General features: G+C 42.2%; 8 protein-coding genes. 3 read left to right on the forward strand and 5 right to left on the reverse strand.

All coding sequences use genetic code 11. The annotated features are described in order from the left end of the window. Positions 1-193 precede the first annotated feature (193 nt). Positions 194-1,141, forward strand: coding sequence for an alpha/beta fold hydrolase (locus tag AABI99_RS03960; protein WP_338363547.1), 948 nt, complete (start codon positions 194-196; stop codon positions 1,139-1,141). A gap of 89 nt (positions 1,142-1,230) precedes the next feature. Here AABI99_RS03960 and AABI99_RS03965 read toward each other — a convergent pair whose 3' ends face one another. From AABI99_RS03965 to AABI99_RS03985, 5 genes are read right to left on the reverse strand one after another with little or no spacing between them, the layout of a single operon-like run. Further along, positions 1,231-2,517, reverse strand: coding sequence for a HAMP domain-containing sensor histidine kinase (locus AABI99_RS03965; protein ID WP_338363548.1), 1,287 nt, complete (start codon positions 2,515-2,517; stop codon positions 1,231-1,233). After that, positions 2,514-3,197, reverse strand: coding sequence for a response regulator transcription factor (locus AABI99_RS03970; protein ID WP_338363551.1), 684 nt, complete (start codon positions 3,195-3,197; stop codon positions 2,514-2,516). Before AABI99_RS03970 ends, AABI99_RS03965 begins: the two co-directional genes overlap by 4 nt. Next, complete coding sequence (locus AABI99_RS03975) at positions 3,197-6,382, reverse strand: efflux RND transporter permease subunit (RefSeq protein WP_338363553.1); 3,186 nt, start codon at positions 6,380-6,382, stop codon at positions 3,197-3,199. The genes AABI99_RS03970 and AABI99_RS03975 overlap by 1 nt, the downstream gene beginning before the upstream one ends. Next, entirely contained in the window at positions 6,382-7,527 is a 1,146-nt protein-coding gene (locus AABI99_RS03980) for an efflux RND transporter periplasmic adaptor subunit (protein ID WP_338363555.1), read from the reverse strand. Before AABI99_RS03980 ends, AABI99_RS03975 begins: the two co-directional genes overlap by 1 nt. Continuing rightward, the gene (locus AABI99_RS03985; RefSeq protein ID WP_338363557.1) at positions 7,524-8,885 is read right to left on the reverse strand and encodes a TolC family protein; all 1,362 of its coding nucleotides are present in this window, start codon (positions 8,883-8,885) and stop codon (positions 7,524-7,526) included. Before AABI99_RS03985 ends, AABI99_RS03980 begins: the two co-directional genes overlap by 4 nt. A gap of 152 nt (positions 8,886-9,037) precedes the next feature. On the opposite strand from AABI99_RS03985, the gene AABI99_RS03990 reads away from it, so the two are divergent. Together AABI99_RS03990 and AABI99_RS03995 are read left to right on the forward strand one after the other, a co-directional pair. Further along, positions 9,038-9,730 carry a hypothetical protein gene (locus AABI99_RS03990; protein WP_082422740.1) on the forward strand — a complete coding sequence of 231 codons (693 nt, stop codon included), beginning with the start codon at positions 9,038-9,040 and terminating at the stop codon, positions 9,728-9,730. Between the two features lie 194 nt (positions 9,731-9,924). Beyond that, a complete protein-coding gene (locus AABI99_RS03995; protein WP_338363559.1) occupies positions 9,925-12,669 on the forward strand; it encodes a cadherin-like domain-containing protein in 2,745 nt (914 codons plus the stop codon). The last annotated feature ends 7 nt before the right edge of the window (positions 12,670-12,676 follow it).

The following is a 12,676-nucleotide window of genomic DNA, read 5'->3' on the forward strand; positions in this document are numbered from 1 at the left end:
AAAAAGCCATTTTATATTTATATATCAAATGGCTTTTACTTTTGCTGAAATTTATTCCTTACTCAATACTAAGAACATTAAACAAAGTAGTATGAAGGTGCATAGGGTACTTGAAAACACGTGCATACGTATTCACATTGAATTAACAACGCAAGCTTGTGATAGTGCACTTTTTGTATGCTAAGGCGCCAAAATGAAATTAGTTGCTTTACTGTTTAGCTTATCAATATTTGTAGTGCATACCAGCTATGCAAACACCGCCAATGTGCAAGTAAGCAAAGGCCACATTGAGGTAATCGACAATATAAAATCACAGTTTGTAAAAAACCGCTTTTTAAATGTTTGGCTACCGCCAGGTTACAACAAACACACCACTTACGACGTGCTCTACATGCACGATGGCCGCATGCTGTTTGACGCCAATAGCACATGGAACAAGCAAGAGTGGCGCGTAGATGAAGTAGCTGGCTCATTAATAGAGCAAGGCAAAGTACGCCCCTTTATTGTGGTAGGCATTCCAAACGCCGTAGAAAACCGCCACAGCGAATACTACCCACAACAACCGTTTGAGGCCTTAAGCAAGCAAAAGCAAAACGCCCTATACCAGTTAGAAAAATACCCAGGCCACAAATTATTTGCCTCTAACGTCTACTCAGACAACTACTCACGCTTTTTAGTTAAAGAAGTTATTCCTTATATAGAGTCTAACTACAACGTAAACAAAGGCGCGCAGCACCGCTATATTGGTGGCTCTAGCATGGGTGGGCTTATATCGTGGTATACACTACTTAATTACCCTAACGAATTTGCCGGCGCTATTTGTATGTCGACCCACTGGCCAGGTATTTTTAGCCACGACGACGAAGTATTTGCCCAGTTTAAGCACTACATTGCCAACAACATCGCAAATCTAAGTAACCAAAAAGTATACTTTGATTACGGCGACAGCACCTTAGATGCTATGTACCCTAAGTTACAAGCACAAATTGATGATTTATTTATGGAGCACAAGTATCCGGTAAAACTTTGGCAAAGTCAGTACTTTCCGGGTGAAGATCACACCGAAAATGCATGGGCAAAACGCTTACACATTCCGCTTGAGTTTATGTTTAGAAAAACCAAACAGGCTGAGGCCGAGTAATCATTTACCAGTATTATCCTATCAGTAATTACAAAAAAGCAGCTTAACGTTCATTACGTTAAGCCGATTTTTTTCATACGCTTTCAAACTTAACTAAAATCAACCACCACTTCGTAGCGCCCTGGCATATCGTTTACATCGTAAACCCAGCCGTGGCGTTTAATTATTTTTTCGCTTAATTGCAGGCCTAGTCCGTACCCTATACTGGCGGGTTTTGCTGAAGGCGAGATCCCTTTAGGGACATCGTCCTGCTTATTACAATTAACAATAGTGACTTTACTGCCTTGCTGCGTAATGTGTACTTGGCCAAATTGGGTATGTTGGTAGGCATTACGAATTAAATTAGTCAGTACAATGTGGCACGCAGTAGCATCGGTTGTAATAACGCTCTCTTGCTGGGTGCTTAAAACCACCTCAACGTGCTTCGCATTAAGCAGGTAATTAAGCTCACTACTTAGGGCCGTTATTTTATCACTCAGGTTTACAGGTTCTGGACTACTTTGCTGATCTTCGTTGCGGCTTAGCCATAATAACGTATCGGTTAAATCGCTCATGGTTAAACCGGCACGCTCTATACGCTCAAGTGTAAGCTGTTGTTTATCACTTAACGGGGCTTTTTCGCTCAGCCGATTGAGTAGCTCAACGTTACTGCGAATAACCGATATTGGCGTACGCAGCTCGTGGCTGGCATAGCTTAAAAAGCGCTGCTCACGCTCTACGCTTTCATTCGCCGAAAGTAAGCTGCTGCGTATTAATGTGGCTAAAGTATTTAGTTCGTTATAGGTAAAATCAGGCGGTGTTTGCTGCAGGTTAGTTTGGTTTAACGATTTAGCCCAACCCCTTAACGACTCCACTGGCTTGGCTATTTTTTTCATTACCATAAACAAAAAAAACGCAAATAACACAATGGCAGCAATGCCTGTAATGGCAATCCATAGCATGCGTTGTTCGGGCTCTATATTAGCGAGTAATTGGGGTTTGTCTTTTTCGAGCATAATGCGCGATATATAACGCGGCTCGCCTTCGGGGTTTGGATAATACACCACAAAAAATAAATTTTCCGGCATAGAAAACATCGACGACTGATCTTTTCTTTTATGTAAAAGCCCCACCTCTGTTGGTTTTTTAAAACGCTGCTGAATTGACTCAGGCATATCTTCCCAGCGGCTCGCTACATTAAAACCAACAACCTCTTTACGCTCTCCTGCTTTTACATCAATAGTTTGCGAAAGGTTTAGCATTACCCCGTTTAAGCCTTTATCTAGACCATCAATAAAGTAATTGACACTTAAAAACGAAAAGCCAGTGGCCATAGTAGAGCTAAGCACCACCATACTGGCAAAAAAGTAGAGCCTTAGACTCGGCCTTATTTTCATTGTGGCTGCCCTTCATTGGCTGTTATTGCAAAGCCCACACTAGGAATGGTTTCAAGTGTAACTTGGTGTGTGGTTGCTTCTAATTGCTTACGTAAATGATGCACATGCACTTTTAAACTGTTGCTATCGGGCTGCTCTTCACCCCATATAGCTTGTATAATGCTACTGCGCGTAACAGGCTGCGGCGCATGGCGTACTAGGGTTTCTAGCAATTTAAATGCAATGGGCGATAACTTTAATGTTTGCCCCTCTACATCGGCACTGCGTTTTGCTAAATCTAAATTTAAGTTAGCTAAAGTAAGGCGTTTTGCCTCACCACTTTTGCGCTTTGCCAGCACTTGTACCCGCGCTACTAGCTCTTTCATGGCAAAGGGTTTTACTAAATAGTCGTCGCTACCGGCGGCAAAGCCCTCAAGTTTATTATCGAGGCTATCGCGTGCGGTCAACATTAATACCGGAATATCTTTACCTTGTTCTCGCAATGTTTTGCACATTGTTAAGCCGTCCATTTTGGGCATGTTTACATCTAAAATAATCATTTGATAATCATTAATTTGCAGTAAATTTAAGCCCAAAACGCCATTACTTGCATGGTCACACTCAATGTCTTCTATATCGAGGTAATCAACAATTGTTGTTGCCAAGTCTATATCGTCTTCAACCAGTAGTACGTTTATCATTAAGAGGTTACTCCTTGAATGCGTTTTCCACTTAAAAAGTCTACCACATTGGCAATTAAGCGCTTAATCTCAACTTGAATCATTAGTAAGGCCGGAATAAGTATTAACGTAATAACCGTAGCAAACAAAATACCATAGCCAAGTGATGCCGCAGCAGGGATTAAAAACTGTGCCTGCATTGAGGTCTCACCTAATAGCGGCACTAAGCCCGCATACGTTGTAATTGAGGTAAGCATTACTGCACGCAAACGGCTTGTACACGACTCTACAATGGCATCGTGCGTGTTCATATCCTCGTCATTTACAAGCTCGTTAAAGCGCGAAACCAGTAATAAGCTGTCGTTTACTACCACCCCGCTTAGCGCCAAAATACCATTTAACGAGAGTATGCTTATGGTTAAGTCGTTCCACCAATGACCTAAAATAGCCCCCACAATACCAAACGGAATTGCCACCATAATCAACATAGGTTGAATGTAAGATTTAAGCGGAATGGCCAGCAATACGTAAATAACCAGTAACGCAGCTATAAACATAGTGCCCATTGAGCCTGTGGTTTCGTCTTGCTCTTCGGCTTCACCAGCAAAGTGAATACTTAAGTTAGGGAACTGCTTAGTAATCTCAGGTACTAAATCTCGACTTAAATTATCAACCAGTTCATTAGAAGCCACTACGTTTTTATCAACTTGTGCACTTAAATATATTGCACGTAGGCCATCAATACGGGTTATTTCATCTTGTTGATATTCGCTGCTTATATTTGCTACGTTAACCAAAGGCACTACGGTGCCATCGGGTAATCTAATACGCGACTGCATTATATCAGCCGGTGTTTTACGGGCATTTTCAGGGTAGCGTACACGTACTTTTACTTCGTCTTTATCTCGTTGGTAGCGCTGTACAATTGCACCACCGAAAGCTTGTAAAACTTGCTCTGATAGGCTCGCCGTATCCATACCTAAAGCACGCCCCTGTGCGCTTAAGGTAAATTTAAGCTGTGGCTGACCTGGGTTTAAGTTGTCGTCTATACCATTAACGCCAGCGGTGTTTTGCAAGCGCTCTTTAAATAATGCGCCTGCGGCTATAACGGTTTCGTCATCCCATGCTTTTAGCTCTACTTTAAAGTTATCAACCATTTTACGTGTAGCCAATATTTGTAGCTTTTTACTGCCCTCAGGCATGCCAGCAAGGCGTTGCCACTCTTGTGCAAATTCATTTGCTGTAAAGGCGCCTTCGTTCAGTAATTCAACCGTAACGGTACCACTGGTATCGCTGCTGCTAACCAATTGTAAGCTGGTTATTTCGCTCTCTTGCGAGTCGTACTTATCCATTAAATTTTGCTGAGCTTGAAGTGCACTTTGCTCAAGGGCCAACAAGTTTTTATTAGTTTGCCCATACGCTGCATCGTTTTGCATCACCAGCTCAGCATTCACGGTATCACCGATAATACTTGGGAAAAAACCAACCTTTACTGCTCCGGTCATAGGCATGCCAACAACCAATATAAAAAAGGCTATAAATGCCGCAACTACGGCATATCTAAAGCGTAGCGAGTATTCAATAACGCGGCGATACACATTAGCGCTAAACCAATTTAGACCGCTGTCGGCACCGTGCTGTACTTTTGACCACAAGCCGCTTATGCCCGATTTTAGCTGGCGTTTAGTGCTTATGTGAGCTAAATGCGATGGTAAAATAAGTTTTGATTCAACAACCGAAAGCAGTAAACAAATCGTCACTACGGTTGCAAACTGGGCGTAAATTTTACCTAGGTTGCCTGATACATTTGAAAGCGCCACAAATGCAGCCACCGTGGTCAATACACCAAATATGGTAGGTACAGCCACCTTCATGGTGCCTAAAATCGTGTTATTTAGGGTATCACCATGTTTTTTGCGGGTCGTGTAAATGCTCTCACCGACCACCACGGCATCGTCAACGACAATACCCAGTGCCATAATAAAACCAAAGGTGGTCATTTCGTTTATGGTCAGCGCGGTGTAGCTGTCGGTCATAAAATACAGTGTGCCAAAAAATACAAATGGCAAGCCACCCGCAACCCACAAAGCTACGCGTACATTTAAAAATATCGCTAAAATTACAAACACCATGATAATACCGGTCACGGCATTTTTAGTAAGTAGCGATAAGCGCTCGGTGATCATGGTGCTTTTATCTTGCCAGCTCTCCAGCTCTACATTTTGAGGTAACAAGCCGCGCTCGTGCCAAGAGTCAATTACGCTGTGTGCTTGCTCAACAATCGTGGTTATATCGCTGTTTTCATCCATTAAAATTTCAATGCCAACCGCATTTTTTTGATTATATCGGCTTAATGAGTTGGTATCTTCAGCGAACGAGTCGGTAACAGTTGCTACATCACCTAATTTAATTTGTGTGCCTGTTTGCGTTGTTAGTAACACAATATTTGCAAAGTCGCGCTGCCAATAAGCTTGGTCGGCCGCCTTTAAACGAATAACCTTATTGCTATCGCGTAAGCTAGTCGAAAGCGGGCTTGATGACTCGTTGTTAATCACCTCACTTATATCGCTAATGGTTAAGCCGTAGGCTTGTAATTTACCTTCGTCGATTTCTATCGACATCATAGGGGCAAGCACGCCTGATTGCTCTACATCGCTAATGCCTGATTTAGCTAATAAATCAGCTTTTAATTGCTCACCAAGGCTTTGCAATGTATGGCGATCGGCATCACCAAATAATTGTATAGATAATGCGTGATCTTGCCTGCGGGCTTTGTCGATCACCGGCTCTTCGGCATCTGCCGGAAAGTTGTTTATAGCATCGACTTGGTTTTTAACGTCGGTGAGTAGCTCATCAAGCGAGTAGTCGGTTTTTTTCTCTATGCTCACATGGCTGCCGCTGGCATCTGATGTAGAGGTAATACGCTTAATACCCGGTACGGTTTCAAGGGCTTCTTCTATTTTCAGCGCAATGCCTTCCTCTGCTTGCAGGGCGTCACCACTGTCGTAAACCACCGATACAGAAATAGTATCCGGCTCAAGACTTGGAAACGCCTCTTTACGCAAGGTAGAGAGGGACATTATCCCCATTACTATTACACTAATGAGTAATAAATTGGCGGCCACTGAGTTATTTGCAAACCAGCTAATAATGCCGTGCAAAGGGTTAGTATTATTAGGTAATTGCGGTGCTTGATGCGGGCTCATTATGGCATCTCCTCAACAACGGGGTTTACTAACATTTCGTTTAGGTAGCTCACTAACGGGCGTGCAACAACGCGTAAATTGGTATGCCCTTCAATAGGTGAGATATAAACGTAATCACCGCGCTCAAATAGTTTTTGTGCTTTAACACTTACTAACGTATTTTGCTCATTTACGTACCAAATTAAGCCACCTTGCGATACGGCTGATGCAGGCAATTTAATTACGTTATTAAGTGTTTTACCCGCAATTTGCACCGCTAAAAAAGTACCTGGTAATAACGGTGTTACTTGCTCAAAAGGTTTGTCTAGCGCAACCACTACACTGCGCTGACGCGAGCTGTCATCAAGGTGTTGCTCAAAGCGAGCTATATAACCTTGCCACTGATTTTGTGTTGTTACATCACTTAAAATAACCTCACCCGACTTATCGCTTGCTAAGTTTTGCCACTGGCTTAACGAAAGCGGCACACTAATTTCTACTTTGTCGGTGCTATTTAATGTAGCCAGTGTATCGCCAATGCTTACATATGTACCTAGATCTATATCGCGCGATAAAATAACAGCATCAAACGGCGCACTTATATGGGTGTTTTTTTCATCACGCTGTGCGGTTTGTAATGCGTATTGCGCATTATCGGCCGTTGCTTGAGCGGCTTCTAGCTGAAGCGTTCTAAATACTAAGGGTGAGCTAGGCGCTTGGGTAACGCCCGAGCGTTGCCATTCACGTTTTGCTTGGTTTCCTAAGTCTTGCTCCTCTTGTAGTGCAAGCTTGGCATCTGCCAATGTGGCTTTAGCGCTCGCGACTGTTTGTAAGTATTCGGTGTTATCTATTTGTGCAAGCACTTGGCCTTTTTTAACGACATTACCTGTGGCAAATTGCTCACTCATACCCGTTATTTCGCCCTTAACTTGCGCTTTTAAGCTAAGTGCCCAGTGTGCTTTAGCCTCACCGTGGCCGCTAACATAGGCTTGATACGTACTTGGCACAGCGTTAATAACCGATACATTGGGTGCCACAGATTTAGCCGGCTCAGGCTTAGGGCCATTTGCTTGCTGCGCCATTTTTTGGCCGTTATATGAAATAGCAAGCCCTATGCAAACAATGGCAACGATAGTTACAACAACAGGTACTGGCGAAATTTTCATGACGATGCTCCAAGGCCCAAAGCAAGGCCTAAATCTATACGGTTAGTTAAAAGGGTGTAATTTATTTGGCTAAGCTGAGCTTGTAGGTCGTACACCTGCTGTTGCACAGTGAGTAGGTCTAAAATATCAACCAAACCTTGCTGGTATTTGCTTTGGTAGTTGCTATAGCTACGCTTAGCACTGGCAAGTGCGTTACTGATTTGAAGCTGCTGCTGTGTTAATGATTGCTCTTGCCCTAGTGCGTTTTCTACTTCGTTTACAGCGCTTAATAAGGTGTCTTGGTATTCCCAAAACGCTTGTTCGGCATTTAGTTTTGCAATATCAACTTGTGCACGCAATGCGCCACCTTGAAACAACGGCGCACTTAAACTGCCTAGTAAGTTCCATACTGGGCTGGTTAATAACGCTTTGCTGGGTGTGGTTGCTAAATCACTAAGTGATGCCGAAAGCGTAATGCTAGGGAGTAAATCTTTATAAGCTACATCCACTAAATAACGCTTAGATTGAATATTATAATAAGCACTTTGTAAGTCGGGGCGACGCGCTAAATCTTGCTCTGGTAATGCACTTAGCGGCTCCATAACCTCAGGTAAAACAGCGCTAGATGGTAAGTTTTCAAGTTTATCAACGCCCACTAATAATACTAAAGCGCGTTTTGCTTGCGCTATTTGCTCTTGGTAATCGGCAATAGTGGCTCTAGTTGAGGCGGTATTTGTACGCGCGGTATCAAGGGCTTCTAAATCACCTAAACCGTATTGGTAACGCTCAACAATACTTTGCTCGTTATTTTCTAAAACCGTTAAACGCTGCTGCTCTATGTTGAGTAAATCTTGCTGTAAAATAATATTTAAATACGTGCGTATCACGCTGGCTACTAAGGTGTCTTTAGCGCTTTGGTAAGTGGCCTGATTACTAGCTATGGTCATGTCTTGCGCGGCAACGTTATCAGCAATTTTTTGCCATACGTCGACCTCCCAGCTAACCCCTAGTGATGAGCTGTACTGTGTGCCAGTTGTTTCGTTGCGCTGAGCGTCAAAGTCGGCATTGATGCTAAACCACTGGCTTGCTGCGGTAACGTCGCGCTGTGCATAGGCAAGTTTTAGCGCCACATGCACTTGATTAAACGACGGGTTATTTGCAACGGCTTGGTTAATAAGGGAATCAAGCCCCGCTATATTCACTAAATCAGTGATATAACTTACCTCGGTTGCATCTTCTTGTGTGTATTGCCAATTTGCATGCTGCTTTAGCGATTGCTCGGTGCTATTACCTGTATAGCTTGGCTGGCTACTACACGCAGCAAGCGTGCAGCTAAGTGCAAGCAATAAAACCGTTGAGCGCTTTTTAAAATAAACCATTTAACTGTGCCTAATTTACATCATTACACACAGTGTATTAGGGCAAGGGTTAAGGATGGGTTAAAAGGGGTTAACTACTTTAGATAAATTAATATTTGCCACGTTCTGCCAATTTACGTAGGCTTTGGCAAAAATCTTTATACACATCTCACATGCTAAAATTAATTTTTACTCTTTTTTTAATACTTCCTACTTTATTACAGGCTAAAGTCACCTTAAACGATAAAACGCTTATTTATAGTGGTCAAATCAACCAACAAAATAACAATACGGCAGCTGAGTTGTTAAAAAACAACCCCACTATTCATACTTTTACTATTACCAGCGGTGGCGGAAATATTGATTTAGGGATGGATTTAGCTGAGCTAATTTTGGCGCATAAATTAACCGTAAATATAAAGCAGTTTTGTTTTTCGTCGTGTGCTAATTATGTATTACTTGCTGGGCACCCAACTATAATAGAGCCCGGTGCAATTATTGGATGGCATGGTGATGCAGCTTCAGCAAAGTGGTTAGATAGTGATATTGATGCCATGGTAAAGCAATTAAAAGAGCCTCAAAAAAGCCAAAAATGGAAAGAATTACGTGCTCATTACGATGAGGTCATTAATAAAGCAAGCCTGCGCGAAAAAGCTCTCTACAACAAATTAAACGTAAATCACGACTTACTCACTGTTGGGTTAAAACCCAATTTACGCAGTGCTGCCATAAAGCAACGTGCTCGTGGTTGGACGTACTCACCTAAAGTGCTTAACTATTTTGGAATTAGCAATATTAGCTATAATAATTGGCAACCTCGTTCAGTTAAAAATTTTCCGCTTCTTATCATTAGCGACTTAAACTAATAACTATTCCTCTCTTACTAACCTCCTTTTTTACTCATAATAAAGCCCTGTTAATAACAGGGTTTTGCTTTTTAGGAACATTTTAAACCACCAGCTAATATTACCTATTTATAATACAAATAGAGATTAAACTTTTAAACCTAATTGATATACGTTATCATTCGCAACATCATTAACTTTCTATATTAACAATAATGAACAAGCTAATTAAGTTTACCCCAATACTATGCGCCCTTGCTTTAGCTGGCTGTGGAGGCGGCTCTGGCAATACAGCCCCGCAGTTTGCACAACCTAATTTAAGCTTTACTGTAAACGAAGACACTTCACTTACTGCTCAAGTAACAGCCACCGACGACGATGCTCTTAGCTACACACTGGCTAATGCTCCCAGTAACGGCACTATAGCAGTAGAAGCAAATGGTGAATTTACGTATACGCCTTTTAGTAATTACTATGGCGAAGATAGCGCAACTATTAGCGCAAGCGATGGCAACTTAACCGCAAATGTTGTGGTACGTTTTAGCGTAGAAAATGTTAATGATGCGCCGCAGCTACTAACCACTAATGTGTTTGTTACCTCTTCAACCACCACGCAAGGGATTATTACTACGCAAGATTTAGATGGTGACACAGTAACTATTAGCTTAATTACACCACCGAGTAATGGCGTAATGAGCATAAATAGCACCACAGGTGAATTTACCTATGAAGCACAAACACTAAGCAGCATTGATGAGCAATTTGAAATTAGTTACACCGATGGCCTAATTAGCGAGCCGTTAACTGCAATTATTTCGTTAAGCCCTTCTTATGTAACTAACGAAGACAAACTTAATTATTACTACAGCTCTAGCCTATCTCACTTAAAACAAGCTGATGAGCTAAGCGCCAATATTGCTGATGAACTGTCTCGTTACGATATATACGCAACCCAAGCTTCCGCCTATGCGCGTGCAGGATTTTTAGATACCGCTAACGACTATTTAGCACTAATAAACGAGCAAACAGCACGTTCTTCGGCACTAAAAGATGTAGCGCAAGCACTTGATGAAATAGGCCAAACAGAACAAGCAAACGATTACCGCGACCAAGCGGTGGCGGCCTACAACCAATACTTAGCTGATAAAGGCTTCGATAATATTGCCTCATCAGACGCATCAGCGCTTTACTCTTTAGTAAAAAGCTATCTAGGCGCTAATCAAGTCTCACAAGCAAGTAATTTGTTAAACACAATTTCGTTATACGCTGAGCAAGTACGCGAAGACGAATACACATCAAGCTATGGCTACTTTTTAAATGGCGTACGCTTATCAATAGATGATGCCCTACAAAGCTATGCGCAAAGCCTAGATGAAAGCGATTTAACACAAGCTAAATTACTTGCCAATAACTACGCGCAACTTGCACTAAAAGCGGGTTACAGGCTGGTACGTAGCGGCGAATACGAAGGCCAACCATACGAGCAATACAAAACGTTGCACGGGGCATGGGCTGCGCAATATCTTTATAGAGCTGGCGAATTTGAAGCGGCAAAAGATTACACTAACCAAGTACTTGCTATGTATGGCTCTACTGGTTTTGATAGTAATTATGCCTATTCTGCATCGCCATATAGCGCCGCTACTTTAGATAACTACACCTACCCGATTCAATTTTTAGCAGGCTTAATTGAAGGCTTATACCAAAGCGACGAAAACCCTGCAATATCGCTGTCAGACAGCGAAACCGATATAAACAACGCGCAAGAGCAAGTGTATGGTTTTAATATAGCTAACCGCCTACTTGCAGGGGAAGATATAACGAGTGCCGCAGCACAAGCTCGCAGCTTTTTTACTGAAAATGGTGATTACAACGAATTTTTTAGAGCACTTACCGAACTTGATAACGTCCCAGGCACAGGCCTAATTTTAAGTGAAGCCGGCAGAAACGACTTAGCACAGCAAATATTTACCTATGCGGGCGACTTTTTAGCCTCTGATGAATACATAAGCAAAGAGTCATCAACCACATTTTTAACCGGTTCAAAGGGCTGTAAATTGTTAGTTGATTTAACTGCGCAGGTTGGTGGCGATACAGCAAATGCCGCTAATAAATGCTTAAGCATGCTTAGTACGCTTAATGATGGCGATATACGCACGCTAAGTAATAACTCATCAATTACAGCGCATAACCAAGTAATAGTATCGCTTATTAAAGGCGGCTTATCGGAGCAAGTAGCTGGTGTACACAATCAACTACTTAGCTACATTGCACTAGATGAAGATACCGAAGACAGATTCGAAGCCCGCTTAGAAACTTTAGGTTACTTAGTTAATGCAAACCAAACATCACTGGCAAATACCACTTTAAATGATGCGATTACTGAAATAACCCCTGAGCTAAATGCATTAAAAAGCGATCAGCTAGAAACTATTTTAGCCACTGTTAAAGCCGAAGTAATTGGCTTAGAAGAAGCGCAAACAGGTGAATTTGAACGTTATTCTATGCTTTCAAGTATGGGTTCAAACGCAGCGAACATTAGCGACTTTTCAGCAAATTATAGTAATGCAAAAACACAAGCTAGCACGCTTTTAAATACGCTTGAGCCTCTTATTTTGGGCTTTGCCGATACAATTATTGCCGACAATATGGAAGACTTAGTTAACAGTTTTACGTTAATTAACGATATTAGCAAAGCACAAAGCTTAATTAGTAACGGGGTTAATGGCGAGGCCGATCAGCTTGAGCTTTACATAGGCATGACTAACTTAGTCGCCTCTCGCGATGACTTTAAAGGCATAGCGATAGCAAGCGTAGATACCGACCACGACGGCCTACCTAACTTCTTTTTACCTAACGCCAGCGATGAAGACATAGCCTTAGCTGGGTTAATTGCCGACCAAGACGCCGATAACGATGGCGTAATTGATAGCGAAGACACTACCCCACTAGGTATTTAACTAAGAG

The organism is uncultured Pseudoalteromonas sp. (assembly GCF_963922945.1).
Classification (GTDB): Bacteria; Pseudomonadota; Gammaproteobacteria; order Enterobacterales; family Alteromonadaceae; genus Pseudoalteromonas.